This is a genomic window from Pseudoalteromonas piratica (genome assembly GCF_000788395.1).
Lineage (GTDB): Bacteria > Pseudomonadota > Gammaproteobacteria > Enterobacterales > Alteromonadaceae > Pseudoalteromonas > Pseudoalteromonas piratica.
On record NZ_CP009888.1, the window covers coordinates 1,140,307 to 1,166,039 of the forward strand.

Sequence of the window (25,733 nt, forward strand, 5' to 3'; positions counted from 1 at the left end):
CTGATAATTCAAATATGTTCTCTAAATTTCAGTGTGATTAATCATAAAATGTTTTAGTAATTTGGGATACATTATAAAGAAACATCATCGCTTAATTTTTTATGACGAACATTAACTAATAAATTATAGATAGATCCACTTTTATGGACAGCTCAATTAGGGTTTATATGCATCAAAGTGTTCTAGACATATAAAATCAAAATAATAGAGATATAAACTTATTATGAAAACAGCAATTATTACAGGAATAACAGGTCAAGATGCGGCCTATTTAGCAGAGTTACTTTTAGATAAAGGTTACAAAGTTTACGGCACTTACCGTCGAACAAGCTCAGTAAACTTCTGGCGTATCGAAGAGTTAGGTATTGAAAATCATGCTAACTTAGAGTTAGTCGAATATGATTTAACTGATTTGTCTTCAAGCATTCGTTTATTACAAACGAGCGGTGCTGATGAGGTATATAACTTAGCGGCACAAAGCTTTGTTGGTGTTTCATTTGATCAACCATTAACGACAGCAGAAATCACAGGTGTTGGCCCTGTAAATTTGTTAGAAGCTATTCGCATCGTTAACCCTAAAATTAAATTTTATCAAGCTTCTACTTCAGAAATGTTTGGAAAAGTTCAAGAGATTCCGCAGCGTGAATCAACACCTTTTTACCCACGCAGCCCTTATGGTGTTGCTAAGCTTTACGCGCACTGGATGGTAATTAACTATCGTGAATCCTATGATATTTTTGCGACGAGCGGTATTTTATTTAATCATGAGTCGCCATTACGTGGGCAAGAATTTGTAACAAGAAAGATTACGGACTCAGTAGCAAAAATCAAGCTTGGTAAGCAAGATGTATTAGAGCTTGGAAACATGGATGCGAAGCGCGATTGGGGTTTTGCTAAAGACTATGTTGAGGGTATGTGGCGTATGCTTCAAGCTGATAAGCCAGATACTTATGTTCTAGCAACAAATCGTACTGAGACGGTTCGTGACTTTGTTACAATGGCATTCAAAGCTGCAGGCATTCAACTTGAATGGAGTGGTAAAGATGAACAAGAAACAGCGGTGGATATTGCAACGGGGAAAGTAGTTGTGAAAGTTAACCCTAAATTCTATCGTCCTGCCGAAGTTGACTTATTAATTGGTAACCCTGAAAAAGCGAAGCAAGACTTAGGGTGGGAGCCTAAAACAACATTAGAAGAGTTATGCGCTATGATGGTTGAAGCTGATCTGCGCCGCAACGAAGTTGGTTTTTCTTTCTAATGCGAATTTTAGTTACAGGGGCGTCCGGTTTTACCGGGCGTCATTTTATTGCTCTAGCCAAAGCGAGAGGGCATGAGTGTGTAGCTCTTAGCAATAGTATGCGCAGTGCTCATGATGAAGAACTCACTCTTTATGCAAATCTAACTGATAAAGCATCTTTACTAAGAGTACTAGAAGGGCAAAGGTTTGACGCTGTTGTTCATTTAGCTGCTATTTCCTTTGTTGCTCACGGTGATATAGATGAGATTTATACAACAAATTTACTTGGTACCACAAATTTAATCGATGCTGTAAATAGCATCTCAGATAACTCTATCCATTTTTTAATAGCAAGTTCAGGAAATATCTACGGAAATACTCAGCAGCTTCCCATCACAGAAGAAAATGAGTTTAATCCTGCGAATGATTACGCAGCATCTAAATGTGCTATGGAAATGGCCTTAAAAGTTCGATCTCAAAGTACAAAAGTCACAATTGTTCGTCCATTCAACTATACAGGTTTGGGACAAGCTGAGCACTTTTTGATCCCAAAAATTGTTAAAGCATTTAAACAAAATAAAGATGAATTAGAGCTTGGAAACTTAGATGTTTCTAGAGACTTTTCTGATGTGAGGGATGTTGTTTCCGCATACCTTACCCTAATAGAAAAAGGCCATCAAGGTACCTTTAATGTTTGTTGCGGGCGTGCAGTATCGCTTTCTCAAATACTTGCTTTCTGCGAAAGGGTGTCAGGCCGTAAAATGAAAGTTGCTGTAAATCCTGACTTTGTTCGTAGTAATGAAGTTAAAGTTCTCTATGGTGATGACTCCAAACTTCGCTCAGTTATTGGTGAATATAGGAAATATGGTATAGAGCAAACACTAGAGTGGATGATTAAGAATTAATGAAGGTAGTTTTAGGCTGCGACCCCCTGTTAGCACAGCTAACCGGAATAGGTAACTATACTCAGCAGTTAGGTGCTGGATTACTAAATAGTAGTCGAATCGAAATATTAGAGTTGTTTGCTCACGGCAAGTACTATGGGCATGAACTTTTAATGGAGCCTGAGAATTCAGAAAAACCTAAAAAAGTAAATGGAACTCTGTGGGCTGCTTTACGAAGTAATCTGGCTAACTCTACTTTAGCAGTCTCATTATACAGTAAACTTATTCCAATCATTGAAAAGAGAGCTTTACGCACTAAAGATGATTACATCTTTCACTCGCCAAATTTTCTACTCCCAAATCATGGAGGTAAGAGGGTTGTCACGATTCACGATCTTTCAACAATGGTTCACCCTGAATTTCATCCATCTTCTCGTGTAAAGTTAGTAAACAATGCAATTGAACAATCAGTTAAATATGCTGATCATATCATTACAGATAGTAAGTTTATTAAGAATCAATTATGTGAAAGCTTTGCCTTATCATCAGATAAAGTATCGGCAATTCACTTAGGCGTTAGTGAGCAGTACTTTCCCAGAAGCGAAGAGCAGTGCACACCTTTTTTGTATGATTATGGACTAGTTTATAAGCAATTTTTACTGTTTGTTTCTACTATAGAGCCTCGCAAAAACGTTTTGCGTTTGTTACAAGCATTTCAACTTTATCGAGAAAAAAATAAAAACGGTTTACCATTGATATTAATAGGTGGGTTAGGTTGGAATAATGAAAAAGAGCATAATAAAATTAGAGAGTTAGAGGGTAAAGGTTGGGTCAGGTATTTAGGTTATGTAAAGCAAAGAGATATTCCTTTTTTGTATGCAGCTTCTAAAGGGGTGGTTTTCCCATCACTATATGAAGGCTTTGGTTTGCCTGTCGCTGAAGCCATGCAATCAGGAGTGTCTGTTCTGGTCTCTGAAAACAGTTCTATGTCTGAATTCTCTGGAGAGTCTGCATATTTAGTTGATCCATTAGATGTAGACTCTATTAGAAGTGCTATCGAGGAGCTTACTTTCTCAGAGCTTACACCAAAATCCATGTCATTTAGCTGGGAAAATACTGTAAGGGCAACCATTGAATCCTATTCACGTTGAATTAAAGTTTTTTCAGTGAGTTGCTCTAAATAAAGCTCACAGGTTTAGTGATTCATATTAACAATTACAAAGCATGCTAGGAGTATACCGGTGCTTGATAAAATACTTAGAGAATATGCTGACTGCAATTTTGACTTTAGGACTCTGGCATGTCCTAAAGATTCATTGTCTCATCTATTCAATGAATGGGTAAGTTACTACAAATTGAAGTGGGCAATAGCACGTGTAATTCAACCCGATTCAATTTTGGAGATTGGCGTACGTTATGGTTATTCTGCTTTTGCATTCAAAGATGCTTCCCCACATGCTTCATATGTTGGTATTGACGCAAACCTACCAGAGTATGGTGGTGAATTAGGCGCTATTGAATGGGCGAAGAAAAAATTACCACCTGCTGATACAACTATTTATGAGGTTGACTCGCAAAGCTTAAGCTCCTTTCCTGGAGGTCACTATGACCTTATTCACGTTGATGGACAACAAGATGGTGATGGGTTTTATGCAGATATGGTTAAGGCCTTAAAGCAGGCTAATTATATTTTAGTTGATGGTGCTCTTTGGACAGATGAAAATGCTTTATCAAGCATCTCTTTTTTAAAGGATTATAAAGACTCTATTGAGTGGTCTTTAAACTTGTCAGGTTACGCAGGCGAATTACTGATTAAAGTGAAGCAAACTGATTTTAGCCACGTACAGGTAGATTCTAGTAATGATATTGTTGATCTTTATGAGTCTGATTATTACCTCACTGATTGTGGCGGATTTCAAGAGTTCAAAAATTCCGGCGGAAAAGAATTATTAGATCCTCGTTTGGGCTCGTTATTTTTATTGGCTGATATTAAACCAGGCCAAAATGTTATTGATGCAGGTTGTGGTCGAGGCGAGTTAACATATGCTGCGGCTCAAACTGGAGCAATAGTCACAGGGATTGATTATTCGCAAAGTGCGATTGATATAGCTGCGGGGGTTCTTAAAGACGAAATACAGCAGCAAAAAGTAACACTTAAACAAGCTGATATTACAACTTGTGAACTAGGTAATAATGTAGATAAAATAGTTGCGGCAGATCTTGTTGAGCATCTAATGCCTGACGAGTTAGACAAAATGTATCAGCGGTTTTCATCTTGTTTAAGTAATAATGGCGAATTCATCGTTCATACATTTCCCAATTTATGGTTTTATCAATATGGCCACGCTAGAAAAAGAAGAAAAGTAAGAAAAGCTGGCGGCTTTATAAGTCCTGAACCAAGGACTCACTACGAGCGGTTAATGCATATTAATGAGCAATCACCGAGAGTGCTAAAGAATCAATTAGAAAAACATTTTAAGTATGTTTTAGTCTGGTTTGCTTCCCCATCGGATATACTAGGTAGTTTGAATAGAAAGTTTACTCCTTCAGACTGTATATACGCTAGAGACTTATATGCAATTGCAAGTAATAACCCTATTGATATAGAAGTGGTAAAGGGACGTTTAAAGCAAACTGTATTGAGTGCAGAACAAAGAGAAAGTATTGCACTGAAAGTTGATTATCATGAATCTATTGTAAACTGTTGCGATAAGTTAACTGCAATAGTTGAGGTCAGCAATCACTCTACTGAGAAGGTGATGTCTCATGCGGATAAGGGAGTATTTCTATCTTATCATTGGTTGCGTAATGGGGAAATGTACTTTTTTGAGGGCGAGCGAACAGCAATTAGTGCAATTCCGTCAGGTGTGGCAAAAAAAGTGAAAATGGCAATACCCACACCAAATGAACCTGGAGAGTACGCCTTGCAAATTGCTATGGTACAAGAGCAAGTGGCTTGGTTTGAAGGTCATAATGAAACCGTCTCTGTGGTAGTGGGTGAATTGACATAGGGATTTTGGCCATCTAATGGGTGGACAACCAAATTATAGAAATATTAGGTGACTAAAATGGGGAATGAATCCTGAAAAATATCAATTCTAAATTTCTGTTAGATACTCACAATTAGCACTTTAGCATGTTTTAACGCCTGAAAAAGCAGCTATCACAATGAGTACTTTTTATTTAAATATTGGCAGTGGAGTGGAGTAAATAACAGGAGGTGCTTAAAGTAAAGGCTATGGCACCAGAGCACTTTAAAAGAGGTGTGTTTGAGAGAAAATTGAAGCATTGAATTGGAAAGGCAAATTTTGAAAAAGGCTAGGGCTCTGTTGACCTCTGAATCACTGAAAAATTCGGATTAATCGAAAAATACAATAAAAGCACAAAGTAAATTAGTTCGGACAGGATCTGTCATTTCGATTTGAAAAGATGAAGGTTACCCGTTTTGATAAAGGTTCTGAACCTTAAATCAAAACAACCTAAAAAGTGGTAACTTTCATGTTGCATACTAACAATCCAATCATAAAACACAATACTGGTCTGCTTAATCTTGCTGAGGAATTAGTTAACGTTTCTAATGACTGTAAAGTAATGGGGGTTTCAAGAGACACATTTTATCGATACCAATAGTTGGTCAAAGACGGTGGCTTGGATGTGTTAATTGATAAAAGGTGCAGAACGCCAAACATCAGACATAGGGTTGATGAAGTAACGGAACTAGCCAATATCAAATACGCTGTTGGTTATCGCCGCTCACGGTCAACACCAAACCAGTAATGAGCAAAGAAAACAAGATTTTTCGTATCTGGTAGCGGTGTTCGTTCAATGACGGCCAAATCTCAGTGGTTGAGAAAAAGAAAACGATGCTAAAGCTTGTGGATAAATCGAAATCGCTCATTCTGATTACCTTGGCTCACAAGATACATTTTAAGTAGGCAATCTTAAAGGTGCTGGACGTATCTACCAGCAAACGTTCGTTGATACATAAAGCAAAACAGCATTCACTAAGCTCTATACCACCAAAATGCCTACTAAAGCAGTGGGTATACCGAACGACAGAGTTTTACATTACTTCGAGCTGCATAAGCTGCCAATGCTGAGTATACTCACGGATAAAGGTACAGAGTATTGCGGTAAAGTCAGCATAATTATTGCCAGTTATATCTGGCGCTTAACGATATCTATCACACAAAAAAAGCCATACCACCTCAGAAAAACGGCATCTGTGAACACAACATACCGTAAGACGATACTAAACGAGTTTTATCAGGTAACATTTAGTAAAAAGCTGTATAGCTCGCTAGAAGAATTACAAAAGGATCTGGACGAATGGATGGTTTATTACAATAATGACCGGACTCACCAAGGAAAAATGTGCTGTGGCAGAACACCATTGGCAACGTTTGAAGATGGAAAACGCATTTGGGCAGAAAAGAACTTAGATCAAATCTAAACTGATAGTCACTGATTGAAAAGTGGGTAACTGTCAGAATAAAGTCTGGGTTAGTACACATAAAGGAAAATTTCCAATAAAACTGTTATGTGGAATGTTTAGTTGTACAAGCTCACGACAGTAGTCTCAATGTAATTTTGTTCAGATAGAATTCTATATTTTGAATTTGAAAAAATTGAGTTTTACTCATTTTAGCTAAAGCAGAGAAATGGGTAATCGAAATAACTTTAGAGTACTCACTTTCAATCTGCTTCCTGTTGCTTATGCAATGTGATTCTCAGATAGGTATGATGCTCTCATTATTAAAGGTGTTCGCAATTTTTGCATAATGGGTTGGTAACCTTATCGCTGATCATTTCTGCACGTAAAGCTTGCATTGAAGGTCCATTCCATATTTCACTTAATGACTGAGTGTTTAAATCACCTAAAATGTATTTCTTATTGTAATCGAAACAACATGGGGTTACTTTTCCATCCCAATTAACTGTCATATCTTTCCATGGTTCAATACATGTAATGCTCTTTGACTTTACACGTCTGTTTTTCTTTAACGCCATAACATCTGATGCATTACCATCCCATGTAGTGAAGGCCTTTGCTATAAAGTTTACTCTTTTATCAATGCTTTCCCACTTTTCTTTCATGCTACTTATACTGTTATGGTTGAGATCAAAGTCTATCATTACGATATCAATTTTAGTATTTGGAGATATGTCATTTTTTAAAGAGATAAAATTTTCTAACCTTTCAACTGATTTATCATAGGCATTTTTTATACCTCTTATTTTCTCAAAACTCTCGTTATCATGGCCATCGATAGCTATATATAAATGCTGTGGTTGGCTTAAAAGTAATCTGTTTGCTATTTTTTTGGTCAAAAGTAAAGGATTTATGGACAAGCCAACATTAAACCCTTTTTGAGAAGCATATTTCATGAATACATCAAACTCAGGGTGTACTAGGCTTTCTCCGAAACCATGAAGCCACATTGGCTTAGTTTTATCTACAGAGTGGGAATCTAACTGATCAATTATTTTTCTGAAAAGCTCAAAGCTCATCAACCCCTCAGGTCTTGTCATATTGTTGGTTCTGGCACACATGATACAGCTAAAAGGACATTTATTTGTCAATTCAAAGTTGAAAATCATAGGTGGGCGTTTAGATAGTTTAGGCCTATTTCGAGCTAAGGGGGCGCTTTCTGATACTTTGGCGGGATTTAATTTAATAGTTACTAAAGGTGCATGTATATGATTTAGCCATGCAATTTTTTCTTGAACAATACAAAGTTGCACTTGGGCTTTGTCATGTAGGTTGGTTAAATTAATACTGATTTCAGCCTCAAGCTTACTATTTGAAGGAATATCTTGAGAGATTGGAGTTCTCAAACCTTCAGTTACAAAATTATCTTCAATTATTTTGTAAGAAAGAAAAGCTTTGCTGATAGATGAGTTATATAAGGTAGCCTCAGACTTGTTTTCTAGACAAACTTTCAATGTAGTGATTGAGTCTGAAGTTTTTATTGGGTTTAACTCATTACAAGTTAGAGATATGAGTTGTTGCTGATGCTTGGATATTGGCGAAACAATCTCAATTGAGTTAGCTGTCATAGGAAAAGAAATTGATGTAAGATAACTTATAGCGTCATCTTACATCAAATATATTTACTTATTAATGACTTTTTTAAGTTCATCAATACTTTGTTGCTGATGCTTAATTATAGTTGTAAGTACAGCTACAATATCCATGCTAGCAAGGCTCTTTTTGTCATTCATTGCAACAAGATTAGGAACATCCTCAGCTATAAAACCAACGTAGCTTTCACTTGGATTTACTTTATACTCATATGTTACAGGGGAGAGCGCTTTGAGAGCTTCTAGCGCTTGACTGTAACTCAGTGAAGCAATGTTTTGCTTTAAGCTTCTACTTGAGGCATTAGTCCAAACTCCACCAGAAGATAGATAAGCACCATTAGCATGCTGAATAGGATGAGTTGGTGCAGTTGATGTTGTTCCGCCTAATCCTAGGTTGCCATCGCTGCCTATGTTTACCACATGCTTGTTGGTTGTATTCCAAAATGACAAGGCGGTACCATCATTATTGTATAAATAGAAATCGTCACCAGTACCTGTACGTGTACCAAATTTAAAGCTAGCAGTGGAACCGTCAACGCTGATTCTACCATTGGCAATTTCTAAATCACCGTTGGCGATGTCAAGGGCTGCACTTGGGCTAGCAGTTCCCACACCAATATCACCATCAGTATCAATGTACAGAGAATTAGTAGGGGCGCTAGGACGAATTTTAAAAGGCAAACGGCTACTGTTAGTAGTATCACGAATAAAGAAGTTGGTTTCGTTACCAGCAACATCCCAAGTCTGAGCTGTAAAACCTGAAGAACCATCTTGCTCTAAACGAAGAGTTGGGGTGTTTCCTTCAACAACATGTAGGTTTACTGCAGGTGTTGAGGTACCAAAGCCAATACGACCTCCATCTTCAACATAAAGTGAGTTGCTTGGAGCGCCAGCTTCAAGTGTAAATGGCGTACGACCTCCATCAATATCGTCGATTGAGAATTTGTTTGCGCCACCATTGCTTGAATCGTTAAAAGTGATTTGCCAATCACGAGTTGGGAAGGATGCTGAGTTACTTGTATCAACTGCGCGTATACGCAGGTTGTTTTCTTTTAACCGTAAAGTGTCGAAACCAAAGCTCTCACCATTTACACAGTCTTGGCCAACACAAATACTGCCGTCAACAATTAAATCATCAAGAATTTGCTGATCTGCCTGAGCGTTAATACTTGCTGCAAGTGCTATAAAAAGGGCACTCATCTTAAAAACTTTATTATTTGTCATTGTCTATGCCCCTTAATTGAAACCTAATTTTAATACTGGCTTCTTTTCATTTGTTTGTTCATAGGTTTTAACGGCGAAGCTTTCAGTAGTAAATTTACCGCCAGTTACGTCAACCTTGCTAATAAAACCATGGGCATCTTCAGAACGGCCATTATTCATCGAATCTTTTATTTCTTGTAAATAAGTAACAGCCTGAATTTGATAGTTAAATGTGCCATCTACAGGTAAGTTCAAGCTTGCAACATCTAAGCTTGGTGTATCTGATTCGAAGGTATGAGAAAACCCATTTGGTCCAGAGACTGAAATAATGTACTTGTCATACGATTTAGATGGAGTGAAGTCAATATGGCTTGCAGATTGAGTGATAGCAATGCGCTCTGACTTCGCTTTTTGTAACTTTATTATATCTGCGTTAGCAAATGCGTTGCCACTGGCAAAAGCAAATACTATCGCAAGGCTTAGCTTGCTGGACATTGTTCGTTCCTCTACGCTTGGGGGTCCCTAGAAGGTGTGTTGATACACTTTATTAAACACGACTATTATTTTTAATAGTTATTTATTAGTTTAACAAATATTTACAATTGTGGAATAATGGATTGCGTTTTTATTGGTCTGAGCAGTTATTGTTCAACCCTTTAGTATCATGTTAGCTTATTTTCCTAATGCTATTTCTGTGCTTTGTACCTTGTAGGATGCTTACAATTATGACTCAAATAAAGTTAGCGCTCGCTTTAACATCAGCGTCTTTATTACTCTCTTCATCTTTTTACGTTTTTGCAAATCAAACTAATTCACTTGATACAATTTTAAAGGCTATCAATGAGCTAGAAAAAAAATCAGAACCAAAATGTTATGCAACAGCATCCCGCTTAGAAGACTTTATGTTTGGTACGCCGCTTAGTGATGAAGCAAGATTTGCTAAAAACTTATTGCAAAAGCAATACATAAATACGCTTTGGCAAGCAGCACATAAGATTGCTCTGAATGAGTCAGAAGAGGTTGTTTTAAGTAGTCATATAGAACAAGCGCAAATTGCATTTTTTGAAATAAATAAAGATAAATTTGGTCATTGGGTTGTAAATTTTGACGAAAAAAAATCAGTCACTTTACACAAAGATGATAAACGTCAATATGGAAGTATTGCTTATTCTTTACGAGCTGTATTGGCTGTGCAGCAAGAAGCATTACTTGATTTTGAGCATGAGCTTTTGCCACTAACTTCAAAAGCGGTCGAAGAGTTAAAAGATAGTTTGGATTTTTATACTTTAGCTACGTTAAAAGTGGCCGACAATAGTGCGCGCCTTAATAATCAACGCTTTATTGAAGTTGAAAACATAAATTCTGTTTGGCAGCAATTAGGTGGAATCACGGCCAATACTAAATCAGTTGTGACTCAAGTCGAATATCAGAAAAAAACGCCCACTTTGTTGAATCAAATGGTTGATAAAAAGCTTAGTTCTTACTCGGCATATAATAATGTATCTAATCAGGTGTTTTTACGAAACCTGCAAGTTTATTTTGCACGTACCTCATGGCCTAAAGAGCAACAAGAAAGTGAAGCGATTATCAATCTATACACAAAATTTGTCAGTCAGTTTTCGGCCCAGTTGTATATGGGGGCACAACAGCTCGCAATGGCAGAGCACCAAAAGCTTGTGCAAGAAAAGCATGTATATACTTTTATAAATGAGTTTATTCCCCATAAAATAAACGAATATGAAGATGCAATTTTCTTTCCTAATTTATATAAAGATGGCTCAGTTTACATTGAATCTTATGATATGGATGCATTTCGAGATGCTGGTGCGCATTGGCAATATTTGAAAAATGCAATTAATCAAGCGAATTTTGAATTGTATATCGAACCAGATCCTTTCGCTGCTGAGTTGCTTACTGAAAATATTGCCCAATATGGCGTACTGCTGTTACGGGAAGCAGGTACGCTTGCTAAAGCCAGTGAGTCTTCAGTTTTATCTGTCTCACATTTGCAAAGTGCCCAGCAACTCATTACAAGTAAAACTGAGCGCCATGCTAAAGCTGATTCTCTTAAAACAAATGAACAGAAATTTGCTTCAGCCTTGCAAAGTAATAAATCAGCCAAGTTTATAAATGTCTCACAACAAGCAAATTTTGATTATCATCACCGTTCGGCAGACTGGCTTAACCGTCAATTAAGAACATTTTTACGCAAAGATGAATCGACGGGCATTATTACTATCCCACCAGCTTTTGGTGGTTCAGGTGTCGCAGCAGAAGATATTAATAACGATGGCTTAACAGATATTTTTATTCTAGGTGGGCGAGGGAATAAACTGTTTTTAAATCAAGGTGATGGCACATTTAAAGATGTTACACTGGCTTATAAACTCGATTGGCAGAGAGCTGAAGATAATCACCCTGGAGAAGCGCGGCAACCCATTATTGCTGATATTAACAATGATGGTTACCAAGATATAATTGTGACTTATGTTAATGACTTTCACCGTGTATTTAAAAATATTGACGGTAAATACTTTGAAGATGTTACTGACATTGCAAACTTAGGTGGTAAAGGCTTAGTGGGAGGCCCAGCAACGGTTTTTGACTATGATAAAGACGGCGACCTTGATCTTTATATTACGTATTTTGGTAATTACATAACTGGCGATTTACCCACACTTAAACGTCGTAATACCAATGGTAAACCAAATCAATTATTTGAAAACCTAGGCGGGTTTAAGTTTAAAAATGTTACTCAAGGTTCGGGTTTAGATAACACAGGCTGGGCACAAGCCGTTGCTCATACCGATTTAAACAATGATGGCTGGCAGGATGTAATTGTTGGTAACGATTTTGGTATAAATGGTTATTATCTAAACCAAAAAGATGGCACTTTTATCGATGCCGCAAATCAAATTGGCACCGATAAACCTTCTTATACCATGGGCATTGGTATAACGGATCTTAATCAAGATCAGTTACCTGATATTTATATTTCAAACATTGTCACAATGAACAAAGATGAAACCTATGTGTTGCCTAACGAAGATACACAAATGAAGTTTAATGCTGACAAACTTGCGCATATGCGAGTTGTTGAAGCAAATGATCTCTTCATTTCGCAACAAGATGAGCAATTCAGTTATGCTGCCAGTGAACAAATCGGCCGCGGTTACTCATCAACAGGTTGGTCTTGGGATGCTGATTTTTTCGATTATGATCTCGATGGTGATGATGACTTATACGTACTGAATGGTATGAATGAATTCAACTTATACAGTAGTAAGAATCCTTATTTTGAAGATCAACACGGTAATAAGCAGCAAGCTTATTTACCAGTGAGTGAGCAAGAGGAAAATATTTTCTTTGAAAACAAAAATGGCCGTTTAGAAGCGCAAGATGATTCATTAGGGCTTAACTTACTGAGTAATTCTCGCAGTGCTAGCTACTTTGATTTAGAAAATGATGGCGACTTAGATATAGTGTTAAATAATTACCACGAGCCAGCGGCGTTGTTTGAAAACAAACTGAAGTCAACCCATAACTGGCTTAAAGTAAAATTGGTAGGGGATGTAACTCAACAAGTGTCAAAAGATGCAATTGGCGCCCGTATTTATGTCACCTTGCCTAATGGTAATCAGCTATGGCGAGAAGTCCGTAGTACCGATGGTTACATGTCAGTGCACCCAAAACAACAGCATTTCGGCCTTGGTAAGGCAGAGTTTGTAGATATTAAAATTATTTGGCCCAATGGAAAACAATCAGAATTTAAAAAAGTAAGTGCAAACCAAGCTAAGGTAATCAAATTGTAATGGCTAGAAGTCTCTCTGTTGTTATTAAATGTGTTATCTGGGCTATCATTTTAACGACTATACCCATATTAAATGCTGTAACAGTTGATACAACTGTACCGCCAAAAACGCATGTGAATCCGGCAAATTTCAAACAGTGGCAAATTGAATTTAATAAAAAATTGGATGTCATCGATGAGTTATTGAATTCAGCTGGTTTGAATAGACAGGCACCTAGTTATTTAAATGAGCTGATTTATCAAGCTTCACCGTATTTACTTCGTCATGCTGTTAACCCAATCAATTGGGTGGAGTGGGGGGATCATGCATTTAATAGGGCTGCACATGAAGGAAAGCTAATATTCCTTTCTATTGGTTATTCGACGTGTCATTGGTGCCATGTGATGGAAAAGGAAAGCTTCGTAGACCTTGAGGTAGCAAAGATGCTTAATCAGCACTTTGTTAATATTAAGGTTGATCGCGAATTACAACCTGATATTGATGCTTACTTTACAGATGTACTTACTACGGTGAAAGGCAGTGCAGGTTGGCCAATTACAGCAATTCTAACAACAAAAGGAGAACCTATTTGGATAGACTCCTACGTTACAAAAGAGCAATTGCTTAAGATCAGTGAACGCTTTGCAAAGATTTGGCAAACGAAGCCAAAACGTTTGTTGCAAGTAGCAGAGAATATTTCTAATCAAGTAGCATCATTATCTCTTGAAACTGATTCTAAATGGTCTACTAAACAAGCTAAGAGTAACCTCAATGGGTTGCTATCCAGTTTAGATTCTGAACAAGGAGGGCTTGTCGGGGCCCCGAAGTTTCCAAGTGAGTCGCTTTTAATTTTAGCTTTGCAGGCCTATCAGCAATCGCCAAATGAGGCACTTAAATCTCAGTTAACGCTTTGGTTGAGTCGGCTAACTAGCCGGGGGATCCGCGACCATGTGCATGGTGGTTTTCATCGTTACGCTACAGATGATATTTGGCAAGTGCCACACTATGAAAAAATGCTCTATAACCAAGCTTTGCTGATTAAGACTTTTTCGAAAGCTGGTTACTTATTCAAAAATCAATATTACATTGATGTTGCAAAAGACACAGTTGATTTCCTAGATCGTGTAATGAAGTCACAAACTGGCGGCTATTATAGTGCAATAGATGCTGATTATTTTAAGCAAGAAGGCCGTTATTACCTTTTTACTAAAGATGAAAAAGCCAAGTTTGAAGCAAAAACGATTAATGCTTTCGCATGGTATCAGTACAAAAGTAAAGGACTTTATGCTCCATATATAAATAAGCAAAATAGCGATGGAGAATCCTTAAAAAAGGCTCGTGCAGTACTTTTATCCGAAAGAACAAAGCTTGCCTTACCTCATATTGATAAAAAGATCTTACTGTCTTGGAATGCTTTACTCGTCGATGCCTTTGTGCAGTTATATATGGTAACAGATGACGTATATTATCTATTGAAAGCGCAATCACTAGTTATAACTCTTGAAGAGAAGTTAATTGATAACGGTAAATTAAAACGTGCTTATTATTTAAATGCAGCGGGTGGTGAAGCCTTGTTTGAAGACTATGTTTATTTAGCAAATGCCTATCAAAGTTTATATACTGCGACGTTTGAGTCAAATTGGCAATCTAAAGCAAAAAGCCTGCTACGTGAAATAGTAAATAGGAATTTAGTGCCACAGAAAATTCGTAACTCAAGCGATGGAGAGTTAATCTCACCTGATGCGTTGTTTTATCAATTAGCGAAACAGTATGTGTTTTCAGATAGTGTAATTTCGCAAGCTGCAAGAAAACATAAAAAAATGCTACAAAATGCTTATTTAAGAAATCCTAAAACATCCTTTTCTAGTGTTACAAGTTTACTGAGTTTACAACAAACGAATAAGCGTCATACATTTGCTCAAGGAAACGGCCAACTAAAGTTACAAAAAGGGGCGGATAATCAAGCGAAGTTAGTTATTAACTTAAAACCTAAGTGGCATATTAATTCTCACATGCCAAATGAAAAGTCTTTGATTGCAACAGAGTTATTAATCGATGGTCATAAAATCGATGATAAGGCATACCCCAAGCCCGTTATTAAAAAACTAGGCTTTAATCAAGCAGAATTGAGCTTGTTTGAGCAAAATCTTGAAGTTGATTTCAAAGCTGCAGGGAAGTGGTTAAGTGTAAAACTGCAAGCATGCAGTGATGAAGTGTGTTTACTGCCGGAATCCTTTACTTTTAGACTTTAGAGCTTAGGCGGGGATAATGACCACCGCCTATAGAGCTATTTAACTCTAAACTTAAAATTGTTTATCAATAGCTCTAAGTCTTTTTCAAAAGCGTGTCTGTCACCCTTTTTACTAAGCGCTTGTATTAGCAAAAATTTACCTTTTTGCGTTGAGGTGACTTGGTACACCCAAGCCGCTTGCTCATTATTGTTAGTGTAGGCTTCTGTTGAAAATGCTGGAATACCGTCAATTTTCACAGGGCTACTTTTTATAATTTCTACGTCATTTAAGCTTTTAGAGTTTTCAATAAAGTGCGTACTTAATGTTTCAACACTATCAACTTCTTTAGCTAATTTTCCATGGCTAACAACAACGTTAGCATCAGGAAAGTTCTCAGAACGCAATACAACTGAATTTAAGCTACGTTGTACAAGTTTAAAATTATCTGTGTTGGTAAATAAAAACGGCAAGCCGGTATAAAGACGAGCGCTATCATTTGTTTGCACAGCAGTACTAAATAAACTTTGTTTTATTGCATTTTTATGGACATTCCTTGAGCTTTCAGGATAGCTGGCCTCAATACGTAAACTTGATAGTTTATCCCCTGCAATTAACCAAAGCTTTTCATAGTAAGTACCTGCAATGATTTGTCTTAATGTGAGTAGTGTACAATTAGCACCGTTCACAACAACTTGCTCTGTACTGAGTAATTGTAATTGGCTCTTTAGCAAGTTTTCAGAGCTTAATTGCATTAAGTAAGTGTTATAAGGCACTTCGATTTCACTTATTTTTATTCGCGAAAAGGTTTCAGGCTGAACAAATCCGTAGTGTTCTCGAGTTAACTTAAATCCTTCAGGCACTTCTAAACGTACTTCCATCCCTTGGCTAATGCGAAATGTTTGTTCTAATGGCTCAATATTGTTCTGGTCAGATGTGCTAGAGCAAGCCCCTAGGATAGATAAAGATATCGCTAGAGCCAGCGTCGATAAAGGCTTTTTCATAAGTGTAATTTGGTATACGAAATTTTTATTAAGGGTAACAAAATTTAATCTAAGTGAATAGATTGTTAAGTGATTAACTATCTACTAAAATTGTTACAATTCATCTAATAATAACAATGCCTCTGAAAGCAACGCCATGATTACATCAAGCCCTTTAAATTTGCTCAAAGAAAAAATAGCCAACCGCTGCAAACCTATATTTGGAAAGTATATTCCCATTACTGGGTTTGCGCTTAGTTCTTCTCTTGTATTTGCAGCGCCAGATTTTAGCTCCACTTTTACACCAACAACGGTTGGGCCCGGAAGTGCTACTAAGCTGACTTATACAATAACAAACAACGATGTGACCGTAGCAAATGATGCTAATTTTACGGCTGTATTACCTTCAGGGTTGCTGCATGCAACACCTGTAAATGCACAAACGGACTGTTCAAATGGAACATTGTCCGCTTCAGACGGAGGCTCTACACTTACATTTACAGATTATGATATTGCTGTTGGAAGTAGCTGTACAGTTACACTTGATGTAATTGCTTCAAACACTGCTGGTGTGTATCAATTACCCGTAATTAATTTAACTTCAGGTAATGGTAACGCAGATACAACAGCTACAGATTTAACCGTTGTTAGTACTTTACCAGGGGTTACTGTATCTTCTTCTCCTAATTCTATAAACTTAGGAGCTGTAAGTACCTTAAGTTTTACTATAGATAACACGCAAAATGCTTCTAGAGTTGGAAATTTAGATTACTCTATAGACTTACCTTCAGGTTTAGTTGTAGCTGACGTGCCCAATGCAAGTACTGATTGTGTTTCTGGTTCATCACCTGACACGACAATAACTGCACAAGCAGGCAGTAATTCGATAACGCTTGACGCTTCAGGTTCAAATCTTTTTGCTGGTTTTGAAGTCTTAGGTGCTGGGGCAACCTGTACGTTTAGTGTTGATGTGAAATCCTCGGGGTTGGGGGAATTAGTAGTAAAATCAAATAGTCTTTTGGCTGATTTCACAGACGCGGGGTTTGCAACAACTGGCATTACTGCTACTCCAGCTTTCGCTCTGATGTCATTCGCTCCAAATCCTGCTGTGCCAGGAAGTACAACTCAGCTAAATATTGCATTAACTAATTACAGTCGTAGTGACACTGCTACTAATGTTGCTTTTACGGATGATTTAAATGCGGTTATCTCTGGAATGGCGGCTAGTGGTCTACCTCTAAGTGTGTGTGGAGGTACAATTTCAGGTACTACTCTACTTTCTTTTTCTGGAGGTTCGATAGCACCGGGTGATACTTGTTCATTTAGTGTTCCAGTATCTGTACCCCCTGGAGCTGCTGTTGGTGATTATACAAACACAACAAGTACTTTTTCGTTTGACTTAAACAGCACGCCGCAAAACTGGAGCCCTGTTTCACATAATTTAGCTGTAACACAAGCACCAGTTGTTGAATTAGAATTGTTGAATGCAGGTACATTACTAGATGAAGCTATTGTAGCAGGTAATGATCTAGTCGCTCGCTTTACTATTACTAATATTGATCCTGCACAGCAAGTGACTGATATTGCATTTAACTCAGAACTCACAAAAGCACTACCTTTTCCTATCTCAGTAGTTTCTCCTACGTTAAATGCTTCGGATGTTTGTGGTTCTGGTAGTTTGTTAAGTAACTTTTTCCCTGATGTAGATACACAAGGGATTCAACTAACAGGCGGTAACATCTCTGCTGGTGGGAGTTGTACATTCGATGTCACTATCACGGTTCCAACTTCACAACCAGCCGGTACATATACAGTTAAAACTGAGAATGGTACTGCGAGTTTAGGTGGTGAAACACCTTTAATTTCTGATACAAGCGATACATTTACTGTCATAACAGCACCTAGTTTAAACTTGTCTCTGGCAGGGGCAGTTATACCAGGTGAAACTATTGATGCGACGTTTACTTTGATTAGTAACGGCAACTCTGAAATTGCTTCAAATATTGGCTTCACAGTAGACTTAAATGCGGCATTGAGTGGACTGACAGCTTCTTCTATTTCAGCAAATACTTGTTCTCAGTTACCAACGGGAACATCAACTTTGTCTGCAGCGAACATTACACTTGCGTCTGGAAGCAGTTGTAGTTTTATAGCTACTTTAAACATTCCAGCTGATGCAACAACTGGCACATCAACTATTACGTCTTCATCAGTGAGCGCTACTGTTGACGGTGTTGCTGTTTCGAGTGCAGCGGCATCTGCTGATTTGCAAGTTGTAGAACTACAAGGTAGTGTGAGTGTCGCTGATGCCAAGGTTGAACCTGGCGATGTGACACAGCTGAATTTTACGCTTACTAACTTGTCTGTAGCTACCGATATGAGTGGAATATTCCTTACTCTAAATCTACAGAATGAATTGACTGGTTTAGCAGCAACTTCCTTGCCGACAGAACCTTGCGGAGTCGGTTCCACTATTACCGGTACAACATTTTTGGTTCTTACAGGGGCAAATTTAACCTCGGGCAATAGCTGTAACTTTAGCGTTGATGTACTCGTTCCTGTTTCAACTGACGATGGTAGTTATGCTCTTCTCTCAAGTAGTATTTCATCTTCAACACCAAGTTTTGTGGTAGATCCCATAACTACAAAGTTAGTTGTAGAGGAAGACCTTGCTCCAAGTGTCCTTTCTCTTACTTCGAGTGTTTCACCTTTAACAGCCGTGACACCAATCCCGATGGAAATTAGATTCTCGGAAGATATTGAAGACTTCAGTGTTAGTGACTTGGTTGTTTCAAATGGTGTTGCAAGTAATCTGTTGGAAATAAGTACTGACAAATATACTTTTGATATCACTCCAAATAGCGATGGAGTGACAATTACTGCGCAGCTACCAGCTGGTGTTGTAAATGAACTAGGTAGTGGTGCTCAAGTGAACACGGCTTCCAGTGTATTTTCTATAGACTATGATACCACTGCTTTACCTTCAGCTGTCATTAGTGTGGTACCTGGTTCTAAAACGAGCTCCGAGACATTGTCCGCCACTGTAACTTACTCAAATACAACAGAGGTGTTTTTAACGAATGACAAAGTAAATTTACTGTTTACTGGTACAGCGAGCACGGTGAATTTTGTTGATAATGAAACGACCAATCCAGACATAAGTATTTTAAACGGTAATACCACTACACCAACAATACTGATTTCAAATGTTACAGGTGACGGTACGCTTACTTTAGGCATCGATTCAGAAACGGCACGAAATAATATCGGGAATGTTGCAGCCATAGCAGACAGTGCTAATTCATTTAGCATTGACAATACATCGCCTACACTAGCTATTTCAAGCTCTGCTGTTGATCCTATCAATGGTAGTTTTGTTGCTAACTTTGATTTTACTAATCCAGCTTTATCAAGCACTGAAACTAGTATTACCGGCTTTGATGTAACCGATATTATTTTAAACAATGCTAATATTAGTAATTTTACAGGGAGTAACGGTAGTTACTCTGCAACAATTACACCACTTAATGATGGCATAGTGACCGTAAATGTAAATTCGGCTGCTGCACAAGACGATCATGGAAATGATAATACAGCTGCTGCAACATTTACTATCAACTATGATGGCACTAAACCTAACGTTTCCATTACAAGTGTGTCTTCTCTTAATAATGGACCTTTTACCGCTACGGTTACCTTTACAGAACCCGTTACTGGTTTTTCGATTACAGATATTACTGCTACAAATGCCAACTTGTCTAATTTTACTTCTGTCTCGTCAACTGAATTTACTCTTGAAGTAGAGCCTATTACCGATGGGGTTGTGACCTTAGATATAGCATCAGACTTGGTTATTGATTCTGCTAATAATGGCAATGCTGCGGCTCAGCAATTTAGTGCAAGCTATGATGCTACAAATCCTACATTGGCTATTACCGGCCCAAGTGCTTCTCAAAATACTGCATTTACGGCAACGTTTACATTTAGTGAGAATGTATCAGGGTTCGCGTTAGGTGATATCATCGTTAGTAATGGCGTTGCATCAAATCTGCAAGGTTCAGGTGCAGTTTACACAGTAACGATCACGCCAAGCAGTGAAGGAAATATTACAATTGATGTTCCAGCCTCAAGAGTGTTAGATGCTTATGGTAATGGCAATATTGCTGCTCCACAATTTTCACTAGACTACGATTCGATTCAGCCGAACATTACTATCTCTGGACCTGCAGTAGCTCAAAACACATCATTTACAGTGACTTTTACTTTTGATGAAGATGTTACAGGTTTTGATTTGTCAGACATTACGGTTGGTAATGGCGGTGCATCAAGTTTACAAGGAAGCGGCAGTAGCTATACTGCATTAATCACACCGATATCGGATGGTTTAGTTTCAGTTAATGTTGCAGCTTCTTCTGTAGTTGATGGAGCAGGGAATTCAAATACATCGTCTAATCGGCTAAATGTAGTGTATGATGCAACTCGACCGACTCTTGCCATTTCAGGTCCCAATTCAGCTCAAAATACTGCATTTATGGCAAACTTTACTTTTAGTGAGAGTGTAGCAGGGTTTACTTTAAGTGATATAACAGTAGGGAATGGAACTGTTTCTAACCTCCAGGGGGGGGGGGCTAATTATACAGCAATAATAACACCGACAAATAATGGCAATGTAACAATAGATGTTGACGCTTCAGTTGTTTCCGATATTGCAGGCAATACCAACGAGTCTCCTTCACAATTTTTAATACTATTCGATGACACGAATCCTGAAGTCACTCTAACAACCTCAAGCTTGATGGTTAGTGAATCATTTGAAGTTATTTCAACCTTTAGTGAGACAACATCAACTCTAAATAGCAGTGCATTTACAGTGAGTAATGGTGTTGTGCAAGTTTTAGAGAAAATTTCTGATACGTCTTACAAAGTAATAATTCAACCTACACAATCAGGAACAGTTTCACTTGCATTGAATGCAAACTCAGTAAGTGATGAAGCAGGAAATGGCAACTTAGCTTCCAATATATTAGAGGTTGAATATAGTAATGAATTGGTGACAGTTGTTTTAGATGCGCCAGAAAAAGCAAATTCGACATTTTTACTAGGTATTAGCTTTAGTAGCTCTGTAACAGGTTTTGAGCTTTCTGATATACAAACTTCTAACGCTACGCTTAGCAATTTTAAAGTGCTTTCTAGTTCTTCGTTCTCAGTGGATGTTTTAGGTAGCTCCTTAGGAGAAATCGAGCTTTCAATTCCTGAGAAGGTAGCATTAGATGAGTTTGGCAACGGAAACTTAGCTTCTGCTCAGATTACCGTTCAATTTGATAATGCTGGTCCAAGTCTTCAATCTAGAATACCTCAGGATAAAAGCGATACAGTCTCGGTTAATACTCCGTTCTCAGTAACATATGATGAAGCTATTGAATTAGGTAATGGTCAAATAAAACTAGTGGACCTTAGTGATAGCTCTGAATTAGTAGCGACTCAATTAAATGTACACGAAAACAAACTGACCTTCGAGTTTGTTGGTGCATTAAAGGTTAGTACAAACTACAAGTTACTTGTTGACGCAGGTGTTGTAACGGATCAATTTGGAAATAAATCGGAAAGTTTATCTACATGGACATTTACGACTTCAAATAGTGCCCCAATTGCTAATGATGATTCAGTGTCAACGTCAGAAGATCAAAGTGTTACTATTAATGTTGCTGCGAATGATACTGATTCTGACGGTGAACTTGATTTAACATCAATAACATTATCGGGTCTTAATAAAGGTACTGCAAAAGTAACAAGTAGTGGTGAGGTAGAGTTTACACCTGAAGAAAACTTTTATGGCATAGCTAGTTTTACATACTCAATTGCAGATAATAGTGGCATTCGCTCAAATGAAGCTGCAGTATCAGTTCAAGTAACGAGTGTAAATGATGCCCCTGAGTTTACTTCTGAACCAATAGTTTCCACTGGTATTTTGGCTGACTATGAATATTTAGTAGAAGTTTCTGATGTTGACTCTGAAAACTTAACAGTTGTAATTGTTGATGCACCTGAGTGGTTGTCGCTAAATGAACTATCATTGAATGGTCTTGTACCCTCAAATGTAAATGGTGAAACATTTAATGTTACATTAGAGGTAAGTGATGGAGAACTTTCGACGCAGCAAAGCTTTATTCTTCAAGTTACTGAATTTGATGAGTCTTTAATTACAATTAGTCAGAATGTGAGCGCGTCGCCTATTCTGATTGATCAACCCTTTATCTTGAGCATTTCAATAGCTAATTCATCTACGCAAAATATTGAATTAAACAATTTTTCATTAACACTGGAAGGTGCCAACGTTTTAACAGTTGATGAACGCTGTAGTACATTTGGGCAAGGCTTCATGTGTTCCTTGGTATCAACATTAGACTCGTCTGATTCTATTGAGCTAGTATTTGAGTTACAAGCAATTGAAGCAGGAGAGTTTAAATCTGTTGCAGAATTATTATTTAATGAGGAAATAGAACGAGTAGATCATTTTGCAAAAAATATTGTAAATGAAGTGTTTAATCAAACAGGTGAAGTAATCAACATAGATGGCGTTAATCACTTTACATTTGGCGATTTCAATAATGATGGCTTAGTTGATATTATTTTTGCAGCGAACTTAAATAGTGCAATCTTCCTCAATAAAGGTGCTGGCGAATATGAGCTAGGAGTTAATCTTTTAGAGAATGAAAATGTTAAATATGTCGCTGTTGCTGACTTTGATCAAAACGGATTTGCCGATATTGCTTTTGCTTCTGAAGGTGAGTTGGGTTCAGGCATTTTGTATAATTCAGGTGACCTTGTATTCTCTGAAGCTCAAGTCGTTACGACAACTGCAAGTCAGAAAGTCTTTACTGGTGATGTTGATGGCGACACTTTTGTAGATATTATTTTCTTAGACAACTCTGCTGAAGGCCTTAGTATCTTTAAACAGCCATTTAGTAACAACTCATTTAATACCAAGCTATTCAATGGTTCTGACAAAGATATCAGTATTTCAAATGCTTCTATGAATGAAATAGAAAACAGCACACAGGTACAGATTTCGCCTGCTACAGAAGTTAAATTTAATGACCTCGCAGCAGTTGATATGAATGGTGATGATATTATTGATCTTATTTTAGCCGTTGAAGGGCACCCATTAGAGATATGGTATCAAAATGCTTCTGGAATTTTTGAAGCTTCTACGACGCAACTACTAGATGCTAGTAAAGTTAAAGTGGTGGACCTTGGCTTTGATGGTGTTATGGATATTATCGCGATTACTGAACAAGGTCTCGAGATTCTTGATTCTCAAACAGCCCAATCAAGCATAATTTCATCAGTGAGTTATCAGTCTGTTGAGGTTGCGCCTTTAACGACGGAAGATAATTTCGATATAGTTGCTTTATCTCAAGAAGGTAATATTTCACTCTTTAGTCCGACAGATTCTGCTTATAAGCTGCAGCCAGTTGTGTTTGACACTGAATCTGGAACAGATATTGCGTTAGTCGATGTAGATCAAGATGCAGACTTGGATTTAATAATATCTTCTTCTAGTGATAATGAAGTCCGATATAACCAAGGTAATGGGTTGTTTGGAGAACAAACAACAGACTTGGCATTATCTGCATCGACAAGTGCGCTAACGGTCACTCAGGGAGATAGTGCACAATGGTTTGTGCAGATTAGTAATAATGGTCTAGCCACAGCTTTAAATGCAAAATTTACGATTTTCTCAGAGGGAGCTGAAATTAGTTCTATTGAGACTGATTCGTTTACTTGTATTGAAGAGACTTCTAGTTACATTTGTACTTACTCTGAAGCGATTGATGTGAGTGAACAAGTTAACGTAGCGGTTAATTTATCATTTAACACTTTAGGAACTGCGCTTATCCAAGCAGCTATTTCAAATGATAAAGTTGATGATGATTCTTCAAATAATATGGTTCAATTGAGTGTAGATACACAAGCCGTAGTTGTAACACCAGAGCCACCAAAGAAAAAGTCATCAGGAAATATATTTTATCTATTGGTTGTATTATTTGTTCTATCGATTCTACGAAGACAGATAAAGGCTTAAGGTGTACACTAGCCTTCAAAGTTTGGAGACTAGTGTTTGAAAGTATTACATATAGGGAAGTATTACTTCCCTTTTTTTGGCGGAATAGAAAAAGTTACGCAAGATTTGGTTGAAGATAAAACATATCAATCTCAAGTTGAATCCTTCGTATTAGCACATCAAGATCAAGTAGGGCAGGAGTCATTTACTGGAGAAGTGAATGGGGTCACTGTACGTAAAGTCGCTATTCAAAAAGTTTTAGTATACGCACCAATAGCCATTTCATTTTTGAAAGAACTTAACCGGGTAATTGATGACTTTAAACCGGATTTAATCCACATTCACATGCCTAACTTATCTGCTTTTGCATGTCTTTTTTCAAGTAGAGCTAAAAAAGTACCTTGGATAATTCACTGGCATTCAGATGTTATGGGTGCTGTTCCTGACTTTAAAATAAAACTTCTATACCCATTTTACCGAATATTTGAAAGAAATTTATTAAAACGATCGAAAAAGATATTCGTGACATCCCCTCCTTACTTGGATAATAGTGAGGCCTTGAGTGACTTTAAAGAAAAATGCGATGTTGTGCCTATTGGAATTAGAGACCTTTGCATTAATCAACAACACCAGCATTCACAGGAAGTCAACCGACTAGAACTATTAATGATTGGTCGCCTAACTTACTACAAAGGACATGCGTTAATATTGAAAGCGCTTGCGAAGCTTCCAGATGAACTCGGTGTGTATTTATCGATAATAGGTGATGGAGAGTTACGTAATGAATTACAAGCATTTGCTGTGGAGTTGGGGTTACAAAACAAGGTTCAGTTTTTGGGAAGAGTCGACGATAGTGAAATTTCAAACCGACTTCTAACTGCAGACTTATTGTGTCTTCCCTCTATTGAAAAGACAGAGGCATTTGGAGTTGTTCTTCTAGAAGCTGCAATGCACTCAAAACCGTCATTGGTTAGCGATGTTAATGGTAGTGGTATGTCTTGGGTTGTTCAAGATAAAATTACAGGGGTTATATTTGAAAATAATAATGTCGATTCACTCTGTAAGAAGATACAAGATATTTATTTCGATAAAGAGTCCCTGATTTCTATGGGAGTTAATGCAAGGCTGAGATTTGAACAGGTCTTTAGTTTGGACAAAGTCACAATACAAATAACTGATTTGTATGAGGGGGCACTTGCTGATAAAACTATGCGAGATAGTGAATATCATTTAGACTAAGAGGTTCACGATATTGTTT

The 25,733-nt window shown here is 37.5% G+C and carries 13 protein-coding genes and 1 pseudogene; 9 read left to right on the forward strand and 5 right to left on the reverse strand.

Annotation, left to right across the window (positions count from 1 at the left end):
* The first annotated feature begins 223 nt into the window (after positions 1-223).
* The 5 genes and pseudogenes from gmd (at position 224) to OM33_RS05180 (ending at position 6,574) form a co-directional block, all read left to right on the forward strand.
* On the forward strand, positions 224-1,258 hold the full coding sequence (gene gmd / locus OM33_RS05160) for a GDP-mannose 4,6-dehydratase (protein WP_038639591.1): 1,035 nt from the start codon (positions 224-226) through the stop codon (positions 1,256-1,258).
* Positions 1,258-2,142, forward strand: a complete 885-nt coding sequence (locus OM33_RS05165) for a GDP-mannose 4,6-dehydratase (protein WP_038639594.1) — start codon at positions 1,258-1,260, stop codon at positions 2,140-2,142. The genes gmd and OM33_RS05165 overlap by 1 nt, the downstream gene beginning before the upstream one ends.
* A complete protein-coding gene (locus OM33_RS05170; protein WP_038639596.1) occupies positions 2,142-3,272 on the forward strand; it encodes a glycosyltransferase family 4 protein in 1,131 nt (376 codons plus the stop codon). The genes OM33_RS05165 and OM33_RS05170 overlap by 1 nt, the downstream gene beginning before the upstream one ends.
* A 90-nt stretch (positions 3,273-3,362) precedes the next feature.
* Positions 3,363-5,132 (forward strand): class I SAM-dependent methyltransferase, encoded by a 1,770-nt coding sequence (locus OM33_RS05175; protein ID WP_199922508.1) that lies wholly within the window; start codon positions 3,363-3,365, stop codon positions 5,130-5,132.
* 487 nt (positions 5,133-5,619) lie between these two features.
* Positions 5,620-6,574: pseudogene (locus OM33_RS05180) on the forward strand (helix-turn-helix domain-containing protein).
* Between the two features lie 302 nt (positions 6,575-6,876).
* On the opposite strand, the gene OM33_RS05185 reads toward OM33_RS05180, so the two are convergent.
* From OM33_RS05185 to OM33_RS05195, 3 genes are read right to left on the reverse strand one after another with little or no spacing between them, the layout of a single operon-like run.
* On the reverse strand, positions 6,877-8,181 hold the full coding sequence (locus tag OM33_RS05185) for a radical SAM/SPASM domain-containing protein (protein ID WP_038639599.1): 1,305 nt from the start codon (positions 8,179-8,181) through the stop codon (positions 6,877-6,879).
* A 54-nt stretch (positions 8,182-8,235) separates the two neighbouring features.
* A complete protein-coding gene (locus OM33_RS21990) occupies positions 8,236-9,429 on the reverse strand; it encodes a tail fiber domain-containing protein (RefSeq protein WP_052140904.1) in 1,194 nt (397 codons plus the stop codon).
* Positions 9,430-9,441: 12 nt separating this feature from the next.
* On the reverse strand, positions 9,442-9,903 hold the full coding sequence (locus OM33_RS05195; RefSeq protein WP_038639601.1) for a hypothetical protein: 462 nt from the start codon (positions 9,901-9,903) through the stop codon (positions 9,442-9,444).
* Between the two features lie 230 nt (positions 9,904-10,133).
* Here OM33_RS05195 and OM33_RS05200 point away from each other — a divergent pair, with 230 nt between their 5' ends.
* Positions 10,134-13,220, forward strand: a complete 3,087-nt coding sequence (locus tag OM33_RS05200) for a CRTAC1 family protein (RefSeq protein WP_052140905.1) — start codon at positions 10,134-10,136, stop codon at positions 13,218-13,220.
* Positions 13,220-15,451: a thioredoxin domain-containing protein gene (locus OM33_RS05205; RefSeq protein ID WP_038639606.1), complete on the forward strand. Its 2,232-nt coding sequence runs from the start codon at positions 13,220-13,222 to the stop codon at positions 15,449-15,451. The genes OM33_RS05200 and OM33_RS05205 overlap by 1 nt, the downstream gene beginning before the upstream one ends.
* Before the next feature lie 35 nt (positions 15,452-15,486).
* On the opposite strand, the gene OM33_RS05210 is transcribed toward OM33_RS05205, so the two are convergent.
* Positions 15,487-16,431, reverse strand: coding sequence for a hypothetical protein (locus OM33_RS05210; RefSeq protein ID WP_199922509.1), 945 nt, complete (start codon positions 16,429-16,431; stop codon positions 15,487-15,489).
* A gap of 93 nt (positions 16,432-16,524) precedes the next feature.
* Positions 16,525-16,707 carry a hypothetical protein gene (locus OM33_RS22490; protein WP_199922510.1) on the reverse strand — a complete coding sequence of 61 codons (183 nt, stop codon included), beginning with the start codon at positions 16,705-16,707 and terminating at the stop codon, positions 16,525-16,527.
* Between the two features lie 40 nt (positions 16,708-16,747).
* On the opposite strand from OM33_RS22490, the gene OM33_RS05215 reads away from it, so the two are divergent.
* Complete coding sequence (locus tag OM33_RS05215) at positions 16,748-24,496, forward strand: Ig-like domain-containing protein (protein ID WP_456107058.1); 7,749 nt, start codon at positions 16,748-16,750, stop codon at positions 24,494-24,496.
* Between the two features lie 36 nt (positions 24,497-24,532).
* Positions 24,533-25,714, forward strand: a complete 1,182-nt coding sequence (locus OM33_RS05220) for a glycosyltransferase (protein ID WP_052140906.1) — start codon at positions 24,533-24,535, stop codon at positions 25,712-25,714.
* Positions 25,715-25,733 lie beyond the last annotated feature (19 nt).